This window comes from Oceanobacillus aidingensis (genome assembly GCF_042654105.1).
Taxonomy (GTDB): Bacteria; Bacillota; Bacilli; order Bacillales; family Amphibacillaceae; genus Oceanobacillus; species Oceanobacillus oncorhynchi.
This window is the reverse complement of record NZ_JBHSFT010000016.1, coordinates 1-18,736: the sequence shown is the minus strand read 5'-3', so window position 1 is coordinate 18,736 and position 18,736 is coordinate 1. Positions and strand designations below refer to the sequence as shown.

Below are 18,736 nucleotides of genomic sequence, written 5' to 3'. Positions count from 1 at the left end.
ATGAGAAAGAGGAGGCGAAGAGAACCTTATATTAACCTGATTAAAAAAAGAAACCCTTATGAAATCAATGAGAATACATTTGATTTCATAAGGGTTCTAAATGATAAAGCATGTTGTTTTATTTAACTTGATGTCTTATTTAAATAAATCAACAAGCATGTCAATGGTTTGTTCTGAAGCAACGAGACCGCTGTTTGTCCAGTTACTTTCGTCTTCAATGTAGTAGACCTGATCATTTTGAACAACGTCGGTATTATTCCAGACGTTGCTGTTTTTCAATGCTTCGATGCCTTCATCGTCTTCGTAGCCTAAAATAATCAGATGATCGGCATCCATTTCAGAAAGCTTTTCTAAAGAAATTGGGTTCCAAGCCTCTTCGCCTTTTCCAAGTTCTTCTACAATCTCAGGAGCTTCTACATCTAATTCATTGTAAATCATATCTGCCGTGTGACGGTTTTCTTCAAACAAGAAATATTTGCCGCCGACAACCCACATCATTGCAACAGATTCATCGCCTAATGTGTCATTAAGCTCTTCCTTTGCCTGGTTTACCTTTTCATCGTAATCTGCCAATGCTTGTTCCGCTTCATCTTCTTTTCCAAGGATTTCTCCAAATTTTTGTAAACGTACTTTCCAATCATTTACTTCTTCTTCGGACAGTACATAGGTTGGAGCGATTGCTGCGTAGTCTTCATAAGAGCCTTCATAGTTATCTAAGGTATGGTCCAATATAATAAGGTCAGGCTCTATGCTTAGTACTTGCTCTAAAGGCAGTGTCCATTCAATGGTTTCTACATCGGCAAGATCTTCTTCCAAATAATCCTGGACACTTTCGCCGATTGCCCATTTTGCGACAGGCGTTTCGTCAAGCGCGATCAACGTGTCCTCATTATAGGAAGCAAGGATTTTTTCGGGATTTGCAGGAATAGTAACTTCCCCCACCTCCGAATCAACAGTAATTTCAGCTGCTTCGTCGGTATCGCCGGATGTATCTGCATCATCAGATTCGCCATCATTACTGTTGCTGCAAGCAGCAAGAAGTAAGAGGGCAGTAAGTATCAATATAAATAAATATCTTTTTTGCATTAATTTGTTCATCTCTTTTTCTCCTTTTATGTTATAATGAACGTCTAACGATAATGATAATCACTTTCAATTAGAAAGTCAATACGTTACAGCACAATAGAGATACATTGTTTTTAGTACGTAGAAATAGGAAAGGACTTTTGTTTTGCACTTTAAAAAGTGATATCATAGCACAATCATATTCTATGAAGAAATAATAGGAGTATACAAGAAATGAGATTGTTTTCACATTCTTCTCAATTAAGAAAAGTATTGATAAATATGATAGGCATTTGTCTCGTTGTTTTTTCGGTTGGCATGTCTATCTCTTATGGTGCAACCACAGTAGATTTACATACGGTTTGGCAGGCTGTTTTCCAGTTTAGTGAAGGAGAGCAGGCGCATCAGGTTATTTGGGAGCTCCGGATTCCTCGGGCTCTGGCTGCAGTGCTGGTAGGGGCGTTTTTAGCTGTATCGGGCTCTGTGATGCAGGGGATGACACGGAATCCGCTTGCCTCTCCATCGATTATGGGGGTAACAGACGGTGCTGCATTTATGCTTGTAATCATTCTTGCTTTTTATCCGGCAGTTTCGAATGTGGGCTTAATGTTTGCTTCATTTATTGGGGCAGGTATCGCAGTAACACTGGTATTTTTAATCGGCTCTTTTTCCAGCAGCGGGTTAACACCGGTTAAATTGGCACTGGCTGGAGTAGCAATTGGTACATTATTACGATCTGTTTCCTCGATACTTTCTCTGCATTTTCAGCTGGAGAGAGATATCGGCTTTTGGCTTGCAGGCGGTTTAGATGGAGCGGGCTGGAATGCGATAAGCCTCCTCCTTGTTGCAGGAGTGATAGGGATTGTACTGGCATTATCCATTGCAAAATCAATTACGGTCTTAAGTCTTGGTGATGATTTATCTACTGGCTTGGGGCAGAATAACACCTTTATTAAAATTGCCGGGATTGCGGTTGTTTTAATATTAACTGGTGCGGCGGTTTCGGTTGCGGGTTCCGTCGGGTTTGTGGGGCTGATTATCCCGCATATCACACGGTTTATTATTGGCACAGATTACCGCTGGATTATTCCGACCTCCGCAGTGTTTGGAGCTTTATTGCTGGTAAATGCAGATTTGATTGCACGAATCATCAATGCCCCTTTTGAAACACCGGTAGGAGCGATTACATCGATTATCGGTGTTCCATTCTTCCTCTATTTAGCCAGAGGCAGCGGGGGTGACAGAAAATGAATACAGTAGAAAAGCAAAAGAGATTTCGGTTTTGGATGATAATAAGCATATTGATTATCGGAACGATTGTTTTTTCCTTTATCAGTTTAAATCTGGGTGCCATTTCGATTTCTCCGGGAGAAGTCATTCAAACGTTAATGGGACAGGGATCAGACAGGCAGGAGCTTGTCTTGTTTCAATTTCGGCTGCCGGGTATTATTTTAGCATTATTAATTGGAGCCGGCTTGGCTGTTTCCGGAACCATTATGCAGGGCATTACCCAAAATGGACTTGCTGATCCGGGGATATTGGGAATTAATTCAGGCGCGGGCTTTGCCATTGTCTTATTCCTTTATTTCTTTCAGGGAGTTATTCCGGCAACCAGTGCGCTCAGCACTTACATGCTTCCTTTTGTTGCGTTAATTGGAGCTTTTACGGCGGCCGTTTTGATTTATGCCATTGCCTGGAAAAAAGGAGTATCACCGATTCGGCTTGTGCTGGTCGGAATCGGGGTAAACGCAGCATTTGGCGCACTTATGACTATTCTACAGCTAAGAATGGATCCACAAAATTATCGTCAGGTAACCATCTGGCTATCTGGCGAGATTTGGAGTGAGAACTGGAGCTTTGTTTTAGCATTATTACCTTGGATGCTGATTCTGATTCCAGTTGCTATAAAAAAAGCAAGAAACTTAAATGTTTTTCATTTAGGAGATGATGTTGCTTCTGGTCTTGGAACGCATGTAGAGAGAGAGCGGGGCGTCTTATTATTAATTGCTGTCGCATTAGCAGGAGCATCCGTTGCGGCAGGCGGAGCGATTGCCTTTTTAGGATTAGTTGTTCCACATATTGTCCGCAAGCTGGTTGGACCGCTGCACCATTATGTGATTCCGATTTCCGCCTTGCTGGGTGCATTTATATTAATGACAGCTGATATGATTGGAAGTAATATTTTAGCACCGACTACGATACCAGTGGGAATTGTGGTATCAATCGTCAGTACACCTTATTTTGTTTATCTACTGATGAAGACAAAATAAAAATGGGGAAAGGACGTAGGTAATCATGAAGGAAGAAATTTATGACGTAACGATTGTTGGCGGCGGACCTGCCGGATTGTTTGCCGCCTTCTATAGCGGAATGCGGGAAATGAAGACCAAAATTATTGAATATCTGCCATACCTTGGCGGAAAAGTGCCTTACTTTTATCCGGAAAAGGTAATTCGCGATATTGGCGGTATTGCGCAGGCTACCGGCGAAGAAGTAACAGAACAGCTGGTAGAACAGGCGATGACATTTGACCCGGCAATTGTTTTAGGAGAACAGGTCGTGGATATGCAGCGAATGGAAGATGGAATTTTTCAGCTTGTAAGCAGCAACGGAAATGTTCATTATTCGAAAACAGTTATGCTGGCAACCGGGTTTGGAACCTTACATTCTGTAAAATTGGACCATCCGGAAGCAGTCTATTACGAAGAGAAAAGCCTGCATTACACGGTAAGAAAGCTGGCAGATTATTATGATAAGCATGTCCTGATTTCCGGTGGCGGCAACAGTGCGGTAGATTGGGCACTGGAGCTTGAAAATATAGCAAAGAGTGTGACGCTCATTCATCGCCGCAATCAGTTTAAAGGGCTGGAGAGCAGTGTGACCAAGCTGAAAAATTCAAGTGTGAATATCATGACACCATATGAAATAAAAGCATTGCATGGCACAGATGGCCAGCTTGAAAAGGCGGTCCTTGGTCATTTAGAGGATGAAGCGGAGGAAAAAGAGCTTCAGGTTGACCGGCTGGTGGTTAATCACGGTTTTCAAATCAATCTGGAACCAATCACGACGTGGGGATTGGAAATGATTGATGGCATGATTGCGGTGGATTCCAGCATGCAGACATCGGTTGAAGGAGTATTTGCAATCGGTGATATCGCGCATTACCCGGATAAGCTTGGATTGATTGCCGGAGCGTTTAATGAAGGACCGATTGCAGTCAATCATGCGAAAAAAATCGCTGACCCGGAAGATCCGATAAAGCATTTATTCTCCACAAATTATGCAGCTTTTACGGAAGAGGAATAATGTAACAAAAAAGCACTCTAACGTTTTCTAACAGGTAATGAAGGTTAAGAAAACAGAAAGAGTGTTTTTTTCAGCCCTTTTCCGGCAGATATTTTTGAAAAAGCTCAAGAAACTTTTGCCGGTCTTCTCCGGTCAATGCTTTAGGGCCCTTAGTGTGCTTCCCGCTCCGTCTCTCTTTCGCACTCAAGTAACGGGACTGCAGCAGCTGATCGATATTATCATTGGTATAGGCGAACCCTTTATGATGCAGTACATAACAGCCCTTCGCAAGTGCAAGCGAAGCCAGTCCATAATCCTGTGTAACGACAATATCATTCTTTTTCGCCAGCTGCATAATCCGGTAATCCGCAGCATCTGCACCTGTGTCTACATAAATGGTTTCCACCCCTTCTGGATACTCCTGTAAAGAAAAATGTGAGATACTCGTTACCAGCACAACAGGAACCTTCTTGTGACCAGCTTCCTCTATAATAATGTTTTTGACAGGGCAGGCATCTGCATCGACATAGACTTTCATTTGATTCACTTCCTTTTTTCAACGTTTCTAATTATTGTAGCAAATAATTATGTAACTTGTCTTATCCACTAGAAATTCATATCAAAAGCCTGTAATATATGAATCACTATCTATCGTGAAAAAGGAGCTTGGATGTATGAGTTTTTTCATTGAACAAATGAAGCCGGAAGACTGGGAACAGGTATTGGAAATATACTATCATGGAATGGAAACACAGAATGCAACGTTTGAAATGAATGAACCTGACTGGAAATCCTGGGATGATTGGGACCGAGATCATTTACCGCAGTGCCGGCTGGTTTTCCGCGAGGGAGAGAAAATTCTTGGCTGGGCATCGCTGCTGCCTATTTCTGCAAGAGAAGCATACCAGGGCGTTGCCGAGGTAAGTATTTACCTGCATAAAGATGCTATGGGAAAAGGCATTGGAACAAAGCTGCTGCAAGCATTGATTGAAGCAAGTGAAGAAGCAGGAATGTGGACACTGCAATCCGAAATCTTTCCGGAAAATACAGGAAGCCTGAAGCTGCATGAAAAGATGGGCTTTCGCAAGGTCGGGTTTCGTGAAAAAATCGGACAAATGGAAGACGGCAGATGGCGCGATGTTGTACTTGTGGAACGTCGAAGCCAACGCGTAGGATGTAAATAGGGAGGAGATTACATGGAAATCAAAATTAATGGGCAATCGTTTAAGGGGAAACAGGTTGAATTGGATGAAACAGCTGACAAAAAGCAGGTTGCATTTTCATTTGATGTAATTAGTGAAACCTATCATGACGTGACATCCTTGCTTTATAAAAATGATTTTGAGGTGGAAATCCCGGAGAAATCCATAGCTTTTTCCGCGACTATCAACGAATATTCTACTTCTATGACAAATTTATATGAAAAAGGTAATACAAGTGAATTTTATTTGAAGCTGCGTGAAAAATAATTTTTATGATGTGGGGGAGAACAATACAATGGAACCAATCTTATTATCCTTTCCAGACCAATTTGAAACAGAGCGTTTAATTATCCGGGCGCCAAAGCCTGAAGATTGGAAGCCTATTTATACTGCAATGCAGGCTTCTATCAATGAATTGAAGCCCTGGCTTCCATTTGCACGTCAGGAGCAGACGGAGCAGGATGTGCAAAAAACAACAAAGGAAGCTTATTTGAACTTTCTTTCGCGAGAAGATTTACGTTTCCATGCTTTTGATAAAGAAACTGGAGAATTTATGATTTCCAGCGGTCTGCATCGCATTAATTGGGATGTAAGAAAATTTGAGATTGGATATTGGGTTGATACAAAGCATAGTGGAAAAGGCTATGTCACAGAGCTGGTAAAAGGACTGACTTCCTTTGCTTTTCGGGAGCTCGCTGCAAATCGGGTAGAAATCCGATGTGATCCTAAAAATAGCAGAAGTAAAACAGTTGCTGAACGATCCGGCTTTGAACTGGAAGGAATTTTGAGAAATGATGTTATAGAAGAAAACGGGGAACTGAGAGATACCTGCATTTTTGCAGTGATTGAAGACCCGAATATAGTTAAGAAATAAGGGTGAAGCAATGAAGCGGGTAACGGTAAAACAAACGCATGTAAAACATATCAAACAGCAAAATCCATTGATTTTAGAAGAAGCTATTCATGGAGCGGATAAGCTTCATGAAGGAGAAATCATTGCCCTTCATACACAGCAGGGAGAATTTTTGGCACAGGCTTATACAGGTCGCCAAAATAAAGGAATGGGCTGGGTGTTAACGTTTAAACAAGAAGACACCATTGACCAAGGCTTCTTTAAACAAAAGCTGCTCACAGCGATAAATAAGCGCCGCTCCTATTATCAGGCAGAAGAAACAACTGCCTTTCGTGTGTTTAACGGAGAAGGAGACGGAATCGGCGGCTTGATTATTGACTATTTTGAAGGCTACTATGTTATCCAATGGTACAGTGAAGGGATTTATGCGTTCAAAGACTGGGTTATACAAGTCTTTGATGAACTGGGTGACTATCAGGGAATCTACGAAAAGAAACGCTTTGACACGAAAGGACAGTATGTAGAGGGTGACGATTTTGTAAAAGGGACAAGAGGCGAATTCCCGCTTATCGTAAAGGAAAATGGCATGAACTATGCGGTTTACCTGAATGATGGAGCGATGGTGGGCATTTTCTTAGACCAGCGCGATGTCCGTAAAGCATTACGCGATAAATACGCAAAAGGAAAGCATGTATTAAACACCTTTTCCTATACCGGCGCTTTCTCCGTAGCCGCTGCACTTGGAGGAGCAGCAAAAACCACCAGCGTAGACTTAGCAAAACGGAGTAAAAGTAAAACCATTGAACAGTTCAGTGTAAATGAGGTTGATTTTGAACAGCAGGATATTATCGTGATGGATGTATTTGATTATTTCAAATATGCGAAGCGGAAGAAGCTGCAATTCGATGTCGTTGTTTTGGATCCGCCAAGCTTTGCGCGTTCTAAGAAAAGAACCTTCCGGACAGCAAAGGACTATCCGGAGCTGATAGAGAATTCCATTGACTTGCTGGAAAAGGACGGTGTGATTATTGCATCCACCAATACTGCTTCTTTTGGAATGAAGAAATTCAAAGAGATGATCCAGCGCGGGTTTCAGGCTAAACAAAAGAAATATACGATTCTGGAAGAATTCTCATTGCCGGGTGATTTTGCGGTGAATAAGCATTTTAAGCAGGGAGATTATCTGAAAGTGATCGTGATTCAAGTAAAAGATTGATGCATAACACTGTAGTTATGCAAAAACAAAAAAAGAGGCTGTTGTATCGTCAAGTAATCGATGATACAACAGTCCTTTTAAAGTATTTGATAGAAGGCTACTCCTTTGGTTCTAAATCTTCAATCGAATCAATATCCATATATTCAGGAACAACAAAACCATTTTGAAGACCATCCAAGTTTGGACCTAAGTCAACAAATTCACCTTCGTAGCGATCATACAAATGCCCTTGTGTTATTGGTAATGCCGGAGCAACGGTTGCATCAACACTGTCGCCGGCAATGCTTTCAAATAAAATGGCAGGGTCGACTTCTGTTACGGTAACATCATAGCCATACTCGGTGAGTACTTGTTCCATAACTGCTGCAGATGCTTGCTCTGCTTCCCAAGGCATAGAACCAATCTCGATTTTTTCTCCATCTGCTTCTTCGATATTTTCAGTCCACTCATCCACTTTATCCGGATTATCTTCCACCCAGTTAGAAGCAGCAGTTTCAACATCTGAATCTTCTGCTTCATACATTACTTGTTCTACGTCATCTAACTCCCAGTTAAATGCATCGAGCAGTTTATAAGCGTCCGGCATGTCTTCTTCTAAGCCTAAGCGTGTGATTGTATGGGCAGATTCGCTCTTTCCCATCGTACCTTCCGGGTCTTCGAGCATTTTTAAATCGTATTGGAGAAATTTATGGTGTGGTATCCAGCCAGTAACAATAATTGGATCTTCATTACTTATTGCATCAGCCAATTGTGCAAGCATTCCTACTGTTGAACTTTCTTCAAGCTCCCAGCCATCAAGATTATCGTAAGTATCAAGCGTATTATTTGCGGTTTCTGTAACACCTGCACCAGGTTCAATACCTGTAATTGTGTAGTCCACTTCTTCACTATAATTAATGTCTCCTCCAGCCTCTGCTGAATCTTCCTCTGTTGAATCATTACCACATGCAGCAAGCAGAAAAATAGAAGCTATACCTACTGCTGACAATGTTTTTAATGCGTTCACAAATGACAACACCTTTCTGAAATTGTTCGTTTGGTACTACGTTTTTAATCGAATCAAAGTCCATATAATCATCCACTATCAGGTATCTTCAAAATTCTCAGAGTCGTTGATATCGGTAAGTAAGCACTTAATGATATGAGCAGCAAAATGTTGAAAAATGGCTGCTGAAATATCTTAAGTCATTTTTAAGTATATATTCAAAATCCGATAATCGTATCATTCACATTCGCTTAGACCCTGATGAATCTGATTCTTTCATTTCATCACCACCGTCCCGCGAGTAATGTAAGTTTTAAGATTGCCCATGGCATAGAACATCTTTAAGGACTTTGAAAAATATCGTACCGTTTCTGAAATATTCTGTTAAGTAAAATTATTTTACTCGCTTCTATACAACCTAACACAAAGTATAAATATAAGCAAAGTACCGTCATATGGCTTTGCATGCTTTAGAGACAATATTATTCAATATTAAAGCGTAGGTAAGAAAAAGAATACAATCTGATTTTATGGATGAAGTTTCCCTTTATAATTATTTCAGAAAAATGCTAATAAAAATCTCAAAAACTATTGAATAAATAAGCATTTTAAGCAGAGGAATTATTTGGTAGTGGTTATGATTCAGGTAAAGGGTGAGTAGTTTTAATTGTGATGAGAACAATGTATCTCATCAAATGTAAATAAAAGCAGCAAGCAATGAATTCATTACTTGCTGCTTTTACAATAGATATCTTTAGGACGATAATAATATCTTCCAATAATCAGAAATATGACTAATTGTTTTATTTGTTTGCTCTTTAATAGAATCTTTTGCTGTTTGTAAATTTGAATCTTTTGATGAGAATCCTTTTGTCACATAATTCACCAATTGTTCTTGTAATTGAAACATAAGCAAATCAACTTCAGAAGCATCTTTCAGTTCATTAAACTGTTTAGTATATTTGTCTACCATATCCATAATTTCTTCAGATGTATATTCTGTGACGCCAAGCTTATTCGTGATAGTTAGATTTTTTCTTTGTTCTGCATCTAATGAAACAGGTGGCAAATTAGTCATTTTTGCACGAGCTTCAAAAAATTTTTCATGAACAGAGCGATGATTCGTAACAGCATCTTTATTATGTGTAGTATATTGGTCGATAAGCTGGTCAAAACCTTCTTTCACCTTAGAATTATCTGTTAGAAATTTATCGCTGAATACGTGAAGTGCAGATACGGAAGAAGCAAATTCCAGCTGTGCTTCAGCTGAACTTAACATTAATTCTCCACCGCCGCGACCTCCACTGCCCATTCTTCCATTAACATGATAGTGTCCTAAACTATCAAGGGCTTCCGTTACTTGCATCAATATATTTTCCATATTCTGAATAGTATCTTTGTCGTGATCCTCATAGAAACCTGTTTCATTTAAATATTGACTAAACACCAAATATTGATGATACGGACGATAAGAAAAAAGGTCAGAAGGATCAGCATTTGGATTTACAATGGAGTTTACCATGATTTCGTGACCTTTATCCATTTGCTCTCTTAAGGTTTTTACTTCATCAGAGAGTAGTAAGGAATCTGACATTTTTAAATGTGCATTGGTTTTCTTGACATTTGCTAAAGAAGTTTCTTTTGATACATATGGGGTGCCGACTCCCGTATAATAACCATCAATTTGCATATTTTCACCTCTTCTTAGTATAAAAATTATGATTGAGAAACATCCACCAAACTTTCTTCCTCCAATAATCTTAGAATGGAAGGATAACGGATGATAATTCTTCGGTATATATAAATTAACGAGGTGAATAGGTAGGAAGCGGTTCTATACCTGCTGCATAATAAAAATTTAAACCGCTAAAAAAATCTATTGTTTTACCTGTGCTGATATCAAAGACTAAAATATGCTCTCCATAATTGAAATCGTGTACATCTAATCTTCGTGGTGTTTTTTTACCTAAGGTGTCAACAAATGAATTATGGTAAATTGGATTTGTACCAGATTGATACTGTGATTCATTGTACATAAACCCAGTGTCTATGTCTAAAGCAAGAAAAAGTACTTGCTGTGAACTTGTATAGTTAGAATTATACGAATAAACATTTGGTAATATATCTTTTACTTGAACATTATAAACCTCATGAGTACGCCGATTATAACCACCGTTGTCTGAAAAATAGAATTCTCTTTTCCAACTTAAATTTGAATTACTACTGCTCCAATTCAATACGTGAGTACCGTTTGCATAAACCGAACTATCTGCATACTCAGCTACTACATGACTAAGTGAACTTGTAAATTCTATGATATTCGTATAGTTAGGTGGAATAGAAGCATTCATTCTCAGATTATAATTATCGCCTACTTCTCCTGTAGACCTTACTTCTAATGCATAATCTCCTGCTGGAAGATTAGGAACAAGTAGCCATTGATCAGTACCTTTTATAATTCCAGTGTTATACATAATCATGCTGTCCCAATCAACAATATACAATTCTACTTCATAATTTGCATTATCAGACGAGAGTCTTGTCAGTAACCCTCTGTCTGAAGTAGGACTAAAGAAAAAAATATCTGTAGGGTCGGCTTGAGATAGATTACTTGTTGCGTTCATAATTAAACCATCTATTTCATAGAGTGCTTGTGGCTGAACTGTATCTGAATCTTGAACTGGCTGGATAGTGTCCTTTGTTTTATTACTCAGGTCATCATTATCCTGCTGAATTTCTTTTGTGTCTCCTGTTTTCTCTAAATTAACAGGTGCATTTTTAATTTCACTTGAATCTAAGTTATTGTCACTATCTGCTTCTTGCAAATTTTTTTGAATTTCTTTAATTTCTTCAAGGTTTTCAGAATCAGTACTTGATGTTTCATCAAATTCATCTGCATATACAATATTCTCCGTACTTATTGTGCTAAAAAATAATAAAATCGCGATGCTTAACATCATTAAAAATCTAATTTTCTTATTGGTCATTGATAATCCTCTCTTTATTATATATGAAAATAAGTATATCTATCCTTTATTTCGGTCGGATTAAGAAATAATGAAGTAAAAATACCTATTTAATTTAAAAATTTTTAAAATTAAGGCTGAACAGTGAAATTACCTTATATCTTAAGGGAGCTCTCTTACTTGTATATAGATTAAAAAGTTAGTAAAGAGTATACAAGATATTAAAAGTAATTAAGCAAGATATGATGGAATAAAAAAAATCTCAAAAACTATTGAATAAATATTCTTTTTATTGCATAATAATTCATAACAACTTATTGAAGAGGTGTACGTGAATGACAACAAATCAAATCCAATTTCAGCAGCAGGAGTTAAAAGGAAGAGACTTTCTGACACTTGCTGATTATACAAAAGATGAAATCGACTATTTGATCGAATTAGCAGATTATCAAAAGAAGCAAAGTAAAGAAGGGATTATTTTTGAACCCTTGAAGGGGAAAACGTTAGGAATGATTTTTGAAAAGGCTTCGACAAGAACGCGTGTATCCTTTGAAACAGGTATCTATCAGCTGGGCGGTTTAGGTATTTTCTTAAGCTCCAAGGATATACAGATTGGCAGGGGAGAAACGATTGCAGATACAGCACAGGTGCTTTCAGGCTATTTGGATGGAATTATGATCCGTACCTATAATCAGGATGATGTGGTGGAGCTGGCGAAGTATGCAAGTATCCCTGTCATCAATGGATTGACAGACCTTTATCACCCATGTCAGGTATTAGCAGATTTACAGACCATCAAAGAGGTGAAAGGTGTGCTGCAGGGACAGAAACTGGTTTATATCGGTGATGGTAATAATATGGCGCATTCTTTAATGATTGGTGCTGCAAAAATGGGCATGCATATTGTTACAGTAACACCAGATGATTATAAGCCGGAGGAGCAGGTTACGGAAAAAGCGAAACAATTTGCTTCTGAACACAGTGCAACGATTGAATGGAGTAATGATCCAGCCGAGGCTGTGAAAAATGCAGATGTCGTTTATACAGATGTATGGGCAAGCATGGGGCAGGAAGCGGAGCAAACAAAGCGTGAGCAGGACTTTCAGCAGTTTCAGGTAAATGAAGCACTTCTTGCCAATGCAAAAGCAGATGTCACCTTTATGCATTGCCTGCCAGCTCATCGGGGAGAAGAGGTATCTGCAGGAGTGATTGACGGGAAGCATTCTGTTGTCTTCCTGCAGTCCGAAAACCGCCTGCATGCACAAAAAGCTTTGATGACAGCGTTAATGGGATAAATATAGAAGAAATAATGAAGCGGGAAAGTCAGTAAGACAGACTTTCCTGTTTTTTTATTTCTAAATACTTTTTGAATATCCTCTTTTAGAAATTTTTCCTCCCTTCGATTACAAGGATGATACGATTAATGGCCGCTTATCTTCGCTGTAAAACCGCTTTTTAAACTACTTGCATCTGCACAGTCTTTGGGTATGGATTCGAAGAAAAATCTACCTTATCTACACTAAGGGAAGTTGTTTTTAAAACAGGTATTATTCACTAATTACATTGGAATTTCAGCATAGCTTGGAACACGGTAATTCTCTATTAATTGCTGTTTTCAAACCGTCTCCCGGGAGGGCTTCTTATAATAAAAGATTTAATAAGAAGGAGATATACAAAGGTTTGATAGTATAGCGACCCGGGGAATAGTTAGAATACTTGTACATAAAAACAAATAAATAGAAGAGGTGTAGGCATGAAAAGTGTAACAAGCGTGTTTTGGTACGCTTTAGCTTTATGTATTATTGTAGTTCTTTGGGGCTCCTTTGCTCCTGTTAATTTAGAAGTGGTTACATTAGAGATTACTACGTTTATCTCTGAAAAATTTGGTTGGTATTACTTATTATTAGTCATGTTAACGCTGGTATTATGTGTGTATCTTATTTTTTCACGATATGGAAATATTAAATTAGGGAAAGAACATGATAAACCTGAGTTTAGTTTATTATCATGGTTTACTATGCTGTTTAGTGCGGGAATGGGGATGGGATTAGTATTTTGGACAACTTCCGAACCAATTTCCCATGCTTTTATCAGTTCTCCTGGAGCAGAGCTGGGCTCAGAGCAAGCGCTTAACGACAGCTTGAAATATGCTTTCTTTCATTGGGGGATGCATGCCTGGGCTGTATATGGCATGGTGGCTCTGGTATTAGCATACTTTAAATTCCATAAAGACACCCCGGGGCTCATTAGCGCTACATTAGTCCCGCTGTTCGGCAAGAAATCAATGCAAGGTCTTCCGGGAAAAATCATAGATACCCTGGCTGTATTTGCTACTGTCGTTGGTGTTGCTGCGACCTTAGGGTTTGGATCTGCGCAAATTAATGGCGGGCTATCCTATTTATTTGGTACACCTGGAACTTTTCCAGTGCAGCTGCTCATTTTAGTCATAGCAACTGTCCTGTTTATTGTTTCAGCCTGGTCCGGGATTGGCAGAGGAATAAAATACTTAAGTAATTTTAATATGGGTCTGGCATTTGTATTATTACTCCTGCTATTTATCATTGGACCTACCTTATACATTCTTAATATGTTCACACATACATTAGGAAGCTATGTATCAGACTTTTTTGAGATGAGTCTGCGAATGGCTCCTCAGAATGCAGAACAGAGAGGCTGGATTGATGATTGGACGATCTTTTATTGGGCATGGTGGATTTCTTGGTCGCCATTTGTGGGCATCTTTATTGCCCGCATTTCTAAAGGGAGAACGATTAAGGAATTTATGCTGGGCGTGTTATTTGTTCCAGCTATTGTCTGTTTTATTTTCTTTACTGTTTTTGGTGCTTCCGCTTTAAACTTGGAACAGAATGGAATTGCTAAAATATCGGAATTTGCATTGGAAACCTCCACGTTTGGAGTTTTAAATGAATATCCATTTGGAATGATGATGTCTATCATTACCATAATTGTAGTAGCCGTCTTCTTTATTACATCTGCTGACTCGGCTACGTTTGTACTGGGAATGTTAAGTACGGGAGGAACTATTAATCCGCGCAATTCTGTTAAAATTATGTGGGGAATGATGCAATCAGCTGTTGCAGCAATTATTGTTTACTTCGGCGGTACGCAAGGTCTGCAAAATATGCTGATTATTGCGGCGCTTCCGTTCTCCATCGTAGTTATCCTCATGGGTGTTTCATTTTTTAAATCGGCCCACCAGGAACAAGTTTACTGGAAAAAGCAAACGAAAAAGAAAGAAGGCTAGGGGTTTTAGATGACTGGATAAAGGAAATAAAAAAGAGGAGGAGGAGATAAAATGACAAGAACATTACAAATCATTGGTCTGCTGTGTATACTATTTATTGTCAGTGCTTGTCAAGCTGATACAGAGCAGGAAGTAAATAATAATGCTGATGAGAATCAAGAGACGACAGAAGAGAATGAATCAGATACCGGCACTTCCGCTGATAATAATACAGACACCTCCTATGAATATGAAGAGCAGGAAGTCATTGGCGGACAGATTGATGAGGGAGACTATGATGTGGTTGTCGAAACAGATAATAAAGGAACGCGTGTAATGTTTTATGAAATCGATGGAGAGAAATACTATAAAACCATCTTTGTCAAAGACGATAACCGCTTAAAAATCATTGATATTCAAAATGATAATGGTCTGATCTATAATGAAACCATATAAAAAATGTGCAAGCGTCTCCCATCCGCGCTTGCACATTTTTACTATTTTAAGAAATCGAAACCCCTTTTGTATCAATCTCTAAAACCTTTACTTGATACCCTTCAAGTTGTTTTGCCATCGTTTCTTTCACTGTTTCCCCATTTCCTTTTGCTACAAAAGAAAGCATGGTTGGTCCGGCGCCGCTTAAAGCTGTACCAAATGCTCCAAGCTCTTTCGCTTTTTCACGAATAGCATCAAAATTAGGTATGAGTGTTTTACGAAAAGGCTCGTGAAATAAATCGTTCTCGAGCATTTTCCCAAACAATGGATAATCCTTGGAATAGAGTGCAGCAACAACCAGGTTGCTCATTGCACTAGCTCTTGCTGCATAGTTACGTTCATATGTATCTGGCAGACAATCTCTGGCAACTTCTGTTTTCAGCTCTACTTCTGGTATATACGCAATTAAATCTAATTCAATATCATGAAGCCGGACAGAAGGAATATCATCATCGAGCATAGTAGAAATCGTTAATCCTCCAAATAAAGCCGGGGCAATATTATCAGGATGCCCTTCGATTTCTGTCCCAAATGCTAATTTCTGTTCATTTGTTAACTGCAGGTTTCCCAGCTGATTAGCCAGTTCAATTCCTGCAACAATCGCAGAAGCACTGCTGCCCAAACCTCTGGCCAGCGGTATTTCACTGACCTCCTGCACCTTGCAGGGAGGCAAGGCAGTCCCGTATCGTGCAGCTACCTGCTCTGTAATGTTCCAAATAAAATGATTTTCTTGGTTTTTTTCAGAGCCGTGTGCGAAAAATGCATGATGATCAGAAGCTTCTACGTCCAAATGAATATACAGACCTAATGCAAGGCCCATGGAATCAAAACCAGGGCCAAGATTAGCACTGCTTGCCGGTACAGAGATGCGAAACGGCATCATGACGTAATCATCTTCTCTAAATATTCAAGGATAGCCGTTTCGTCATTTGGCAGGGATACAGGGTCGATGGTCAGCTGGTCAATAGCTGTTTGCGGATCTTTTAAGCCATTGCCTGTCAATACAGCTACAACCTTGCTTCCCTGTGGAATTTTACCTGCTTTTACCTGTTGGATAACGCCAGCAATGGAAGCCGCTGAGCCCGGTTCTGCAAATACACCTTCTTTACGCGGAAGAAGCTTAAATGCAGATACAATTTCATCATCTGTGACAGAACCAATCATTCCGCCTGATTCTTCTCTTGCCTGAACTGCTAAATCCCAGCTCGCCGGGTTACCAATTCGAATGGCTGTTGCTACCGTTTCCGGATCTTCAACTACTTCATCTCTGACAATAGCTGCTGCACCTTCAGCTTCAAAACCAAACATTTTTGGAAGGGCTGTACCTTTGGATGCATTAAATTCTTTAAAACCTTTCCAGTAGGCACTGATATTTCCAGCGTTGCCGACCGGGATTGCTAAGATGTCAGGAGCTTCTCCAAGCTGCTCACAAACTTCAAAGGCTGCTGTTTTTTGTCCTTCCAAACGATATGGATTCACAGAGTTTACTAGAGTAATAGGCGATTTTTCGCTGATTTTACGAACCAGCTGCAGCGCTTGGTCAAAATTGCCTTCAATTTCTACGATTTCTGCTCCATACATGACAGCCTGAGCCAGCTTTCCAAGCGCAATCTTTCCTTTAGGGATAACGATAATCGCCCGCAGACCTGCACGAGCGGCATAAGCTGCTGCCGATGCAGAGGTATTTCCGGTAGAAGCACAAATAACAGAGTTACTGCCTTCTTCTATGGCTTTGGCAACAGCCATGACCATGCCGCGGTCTTTGAATGAGCCGGTCGGGTTTAAGCCTTCAAACTTCCCGTATAATTCAATTCCCAATTCCTTTGACAGATTTGGAAAATGATAAAGTGGTGTATTTCCTTCTGATAATGATAAAGCGGGTGTTTTATCTGTGACAGGAAGTAAGTCACGATATTCTTCAATTAACCCTTTCCAAGCCATCTTACGCATCTCCTTCTACTTTGTAATAGCTTTTTATCTCGTTTACTGCATCAAATGATTTTAATTGATTCAGTACTTCTTCAAAATGAGAGTATGGTGTATCATGTGTAACCAGCACAATCTCTGCAGAATCTTTTTCATCCACAGGTGTCTGTAAAATACGCTGGAAGCTGATATCCTGTTCATGGAAAATCGATGAGATTTCTGAGAATACCCCCGTTTTGTCCTCCACGCATAGGCGCACATAATATTGACCATGCTGTTTCTCTTTTGGACGTAATGTTTTTGGAAACTGCATGTCATTTAACTGCTTTCCTGACACGCCTAAACGCATCGCTTTGATAGCTGCGATAACATCGGATAGAATAGCAGTCGCTGTCGGGAGGCTGCCGGCGCCCGGGCCATAGAACATGGTCTCCCCAACTGCTTCACCATACACGTATACTGCATTATATTCATTTTTAACGCTTGCCAGCGGATGATTTTTCGCCAGCAGGGTAGGTTCGACACTTACTTCTAATTCATGGTCGAAAAAGTTTGCAAATCCGATAAGCTTCATAGTATATCCCAACTGTGCAGCATAACGAAGATCTTTTAATTCAATGCCATGGATACCTTCTACCTCCACGTCCTGCAAATCAACAGGTGTAGAGAATGCCAGCCGGCCAAGGATAGCCATTTTTCGGGCTGCATCTAAGCCTTCTACATCAGATGTCGGATCTGCTTCAGCAAAACCGAGCTGCTGTGCATCTGCAAGTGCATCCTCATAGCTTACGCCTTCTTCGTCCATTTTTGTCAGGATATAGTTTGTTGTTCCATTGACAATCCCCATAATTTTTTGAATATGATCAGAGGATAAACCCTCGTTAATTCCGCGAAGGATAGGAATGCCACCGGCAACACTGGCTTCATAATAAAAATCACAATTATTTTTTACTGCAGCCGCCTGTAACTCAGGACCATGAACAGCCACTAAGTCTTTGTTAGCTGAAACAACATGTTTTTTATTGGAAAAGGCCTTTAAAATATGTTCCTTTGTATGATCAATACCGCCCATTACTTCAATAACAAGATCGATATTCGGGTTTTCCAGAACATCATCGGGGTTGGTTGTTAAAAGGCTTTGATCCACATCAATATTCCGAGCCTTTTCGATATTACGCACAAGTACTTTATCCACTTCGACTTTACAGCCTAATTGATGGGCTAATTTTTCCTGATGATCTTCAATCAAGTGAATAACTCCTGATCCAACGACACCAAGACCTAATAAACCTACTGAAACCTTCTCTTCCATCTTACCACCTCTACGCTTCCTATTGTATATTGAATTTATTTAAACATGAAAAAGAGAGTAAGGCAATAGCGAATTTTTAGAAGTATGTGTCAAGTTTTTCTCGACATAGTTTTCCCACCAATATTTCAGGTCTTATCAAAATGTACACTTGCCTAGACTAACGCGCTATCGCTTGTTCCCCTTGGTG

18 protein-coding genes are annotated in these 18,736 nt (G+C 39.7%); 10 read left to right on the top strand and 8 right to left on the bottom strand.

The annotated features are described in order from the left end of the window. Positions 1 to 135: 135 nt before the first annotated feature. Positions 136 to 1,098, bottom strand: coding sequence for an iron-hydroxamate ABC transporter substrate-binding protein (locus tag ACFO3P_RS11290; RefSeq protein ID WP_193064003.1), 963 nt, complete (start codon positions 1,096 to 1,098; stop codon positions 136 to 138). Between the two features lie 201 nt (positions 1,099 to 1,299). Here ACFO3P_RS11290 and ACFO3P_RS11285 point away from each other — a divergent pair, with 201 nt between their 5' ends. From ACFO3P_RS11285 to ACFO3P_RS11275, 3 genes are read left to right on the top strand one after another with little or no spacing between them, the layout of a single operon-like run. Then, entirely contained in the window at positions 1,300 to 2,316 is a 1,017-nt protein-coding gene (locus ACFO3P_RS11285) for a FecCD family ABC transporter permease (RefSeq protein ID WP_042532039.1), read from the top strand. Then, complete coding sequence (locus ACFO3P_RS11280; protein ID WP_042532041.1) at positions 2,313 to 3,335, top strand: FecCD family ABC transporter permease; 1,023 nt, start codon at positions 2,313 to 2,315, stop codon at positions 3,333 to 3,335. Before ACFO3P_RS11285 ends, ACFO3P_RS11280 begins: the two co-directional genes overlap by 4 nt. Positions 3,336 to 3,360: 25 nt before the next feature. Then, positions 3,361 to 4,371, top strand: a complete 1,011-nt coding sequence (locus ACFO3P_RS11275; protein WP_379542422.1) for an NAD(P)/FAD-dependent oxidoreductase — start codon at positions 3,361 to 3,363, stop codon at positions 4,369 to 4,371. Between the two features lie 70 nt (positions 4,372 to 4,441). Here the strand turns inward: ACFO3P_RS11275 and ACFO3P_RS11270 are convergent, their stop codons facing one another. Then, on the bottom strand, positions 4,442 to 4,888 hold the full coding sequence (locus tag ACFO3P_RS11270) for a YaiI/YqxD family protein (RefSeq protein ID WP_042532045.1): 447 nt from the start codon (positions 4,886 to 4,888) through the stop codon (positions 4,442 to 4,444). Between the two features lie 136 nt (positions 4,889 to 5,024). Between ACFO3P_RS11270 and ACFO3P_RS11265 the strand changes: the two genes are divergently transcribed. Genes ACFO3P_RS11265 through ACFO3P_RS11250 form a run of 4 tightly spaced genes read left to right on the top strand, consistent with a single transcriptional unit; the run spans position 5,025 to position 7,621 of the window. Then, positions 5,025 to 5,534 (top strand): GNAT family N-acetyltransferase, encoded by a 510-nt coding sequence (locus tag ACFO3P_RS11265; RefSeq protein ID WP_042532047.1) that lies wholly within the window; start codon positions 5,025 to 5,027, stop codon positions 5,532 to 5,534. 12 nt (positions 5,535 to 5,546) lie between these two features. Further along, positions 5,547 to 5,819, top strand: coding sequence for a DUF3219 family protein (locus ACFO3P_RS11260; protein ID WP_193064000.1), 273 nt, complete (start codon positions 5,547 to 5,549; stop codon positions 5,817 to 5,819). 28 nt (positions 5,820 to 5,847) lie between these two features. Beyond that, complete coding sequence (locus ACFO3P_RS11255) at positions 5,848 to 6,426, top strand: GNAT family N-acetyltransferase (protein ID WP_042532052.1); 579 nt, start codon at positions 5,848 to 5,850, stop codon at positions 6,424 to 6,426. Between the two features lie 10 nt (positions 6,427 to 6,436). After that, positions 6,437 to 7,621 carry a class I SAM-dependent rRNA methyltransferase gene (locus ACFO3P_RS11250; protein WP_341172576.1) on the top strand — a complete coding sequence of 395 codons (1,185 nt, stop codon included), beginning with the start codon at positions 6,437 to 6,439 and terminating at the stop codon, positions 7,619 to 7,621. Positions 7,622 to 7,718: 97 nt separating this feature from the next. On the opposite strand, the gene ACFO3P_RS11245 is transcribed toward ACFO3P_RS11250, so the two are convergent. The 3 genes from ACFO3P_RS11245 to ACFO3P_RS11235 all read right to left on the bottom strand — a co-directional run bounded on the left by ACFO3P_RS11245 (position 7,719) and on the right by ACFO3P_RS11235 (position 11,593). Next, a complete protein-coding gene (locus ACFO3P_RS11245; protein ID WP_379542421.1) occupies positions 7,719 to 8,627 on the bottom strand; it encodes a glycine betaine ABC transporter substrate-binding protein in 909 nt (302 codons plus the stop codon). A gap of 733 nt (positions 8,628 to 9,360) precedes the next feature. Continuing rightward, complete coding sequence (locus ACFO3P_RS11240; RefSeq protein WP_052484980.1) at positions 9,361 to 10,296, bottom strand: hypothetical protein; 936 nt, start codon at positions 10,294 to 10,296, stop codon at positions 9,361 to 9,363. A gap of 115 nt (positions 10,297 to 10,411) precedes the next feature. Next, entirely contained in the window at positions 10,412 to 11,593 is a 1,182-nt protein-coding gene (locus ACFO3P_RS11235) for a hypothetical protein (protein WP_379542420.1), read from the bottom strand. 314 nt (positions 11,594 to 11,907) lie between these two features. Between ACFO3P_RS11235 and argF the strand changes: the two genes are divergently transcribed. The 3 genes from argF (at position 11,908) to ACFO3P_RS11220 (ending at position 15,272) form a co-directional block, all read left to right on the top strand. Next, positions 11,908 to 12,867, top strand: a complete 960-nt coding sequence (gene argF / locus ACFO3P_RS11230; RefSeq protein ID WP_042532058.1) for an ornithine carbamoyltransferase — start codon at positions 11,908 to 11,910, stop codon at positions 12,865 to 12,867. 458 nt (positions 12,868 to 13,325) lie between these two features. Next, entirely contained in the window at positions 13,326 to 14,837 is a 1,512-nt protein-coding gene (locus tag ACFO3P_RS11225) for a BCCT family transporter (protein ID WP_379542418.1), read from the top strand. A gap of 51 nt (positions 14,838 to 14,888) precedes the next feature. Then, a complete protein-coding gene (locus ACFO3P_RS11220) occupies positions 14,889 to 15,272 on the top strand; it encodes a hypothetical protein (RefSeq protein ID WP_052484982.1) in 384 nt (127 codons plus the stop codon). A gap of 46 nt (positions 15,273 to 15,318) precedes the next feature. On the opposite strand, the gene thrB is transcribed toward ACFO3P_RS11220, so the two are convergent. From thrB to ACFO3P_RS11205, 3 genes are read right to left on the bottom strand one after another with little or no spacing between them, the layout of a single operon-like run. Continuing rightward, positions 15,319 to 16,194 (bottom strand): homoserine kinase, encoded by an 876-nt coding sequence (gene thrB, locus ACFO3P_RS11215; protein ID WP_379542416.1) that lies wholly within the window; start codon positions 16,192 to 16,194, stop codon positions 15,319 to 15,321. Further along, positions 16,191 to 17,252, bottom strand: a complete 1,062-nt coding sequence (thrC, locus tag ACFO3P_RS11210; protein WP_042532064.1) for a threonine synthase — start codon at positions 17,250 to 17,252, stop codon at positions 16,191 to 16,193. Before thrC ends, thrB begins: the two co-directional genes overlap by 4 nt. 1 nt (position 17,253) lies before the next feature. Continuing rightward, a complete protein-coding gene (locus tag ACFO3P_RS11205; protein WP_368901514.1) occupies positions 17,254 to 18,549 on the bottom strand; it encodes a homoserine dehydrogenase in 1,296 nt (431 codons plus the stop codon). Between the last annotated feature and the right edge of the window lie 187 nt (positions 18,550 to 18,736).

Excerpts from the sequence above, each read along its gene's own strand:
- thrC (WP_042532064.1), bottom strand. The coding sequence starts at position 17,252 with ATGGCTTGGAAAGGGTTAATTGAAGAATATCGTGACTTACTTCCTGTC.
- ACFO3P_RS11275 (WP_379542422.1), top strand. The coding sequence starts at position 3,361 with ATGAAGGAAGAAATTTATGACGTAACGATTGTTGGCGGCGGACCTGCC.
- ACFO3P_RS11280 (WP_042532041.1), top strand. The coding sequence starts at position 2,313 with ATGAATACAGTAGAAAAGCAAAAGAGATTTCGGTTTTGGATGATAATA.
- ACFO3P_RS11270 (WP_042532045.1), bottom strand. The coding sequence starts at position 4,888 with ATGAAAGTCTATGTCGATGCAGATGCCTGCCCTGTCAAAAACATTATT.
- thrB (WP_379542416.1), bottom strand. The coding sequence starts at position 16,194 with ATGATGCCGTTTCGCATCTCTGTACCGGCAAGCAGTGCTAATCTTGGC.
- ACFO3P_RS11290 (WP_193064003.1), bottom strand. The coding sequence starts at position 1,098 with ATGAACAAATTAATGCAAAAAAGATATTTATTTATATTGATACTTACT.
- ACFO3P_RS11205 (WP_368901514.1), bottom strand. The coding sequence starts at position 18,549 with ATGGAAGAGAAGGTTTCAGTAGGTTTATTAGGTCTTGGTGTCGTTGGA.
- argF (WP_042532058.1), top strand. The coding sequence starts at position 11,908 with ATGACAACAAATCAAATCCAATTTCAGCAGCAGGAGTTAAAAGGAAGA.
- ACFO3P_RS11250 (WP_341172576.1), top strand. The coding sequence starts at position 6,437 with ATGAAGCGGGTAACGGTAAAACAAACGCATGTAAAACATATCAAACAG.
- ACFO3P_RS11285 (WP_042532039.1), top strand. The coding sequence starts at position 1,300 with ATGAGATTGTTTTCACATTCTTCTCAATTAAGAAAAGTATTGATAAAT.
- ACFO3P_RS11240 (WP_052484980.1), bottom strand. The coding sequence starts at position 10,296 with ATGCAAATTGATGGTTATTATACGGGAGTCGGCACCCCATATGTATCA.
- ACFO3P_RS11260 (WP_193064000.1), top strand. The coding sequence starts at position 5,547 with ATGGAAATCAAAATTAATGGGCAATCGTTTAAGGGGAAACAGGTTGAA.
- ACFO3P_RS11255 (WP_042532052.1), top strand. The coding sequence starts at position 5,848 with ATGGAACCAATCTTATTATCCTTTCCAGACCAATTTGAAACAGAGCGT.
- ACFO3P_RS11235 (WP_379542420.1), bottom strand. The coding sequence starts at position 11,593 with ATGACCAATAAGAAAATTAGATTTTTAATGATGTTAAGCATCGCGATT.
- ACFO3P_RS11265 (WP_042532047.1), top strand. The coding sequence starts at position 5,025 with ATGAGTTTTTTCATTGAACAAATGAAGCCGGAAGACTGGGAACAGGTA.
- ACFO3P_RS11220 (WP_052484982.1), top strand. The coding sequence starts at position 14,889 with ATGACAAGAACATTACAAATCATTGGTCTGCTGTGTATACTATTTATT.
- ACFO3P_RS11225 (WP_379542418.1), top strand. The coding sequence starts at position 13,326 with ATGAAAAGTGTAACAAGCGTGTTTTGGTACGCTTTAGCTTTATGTATT.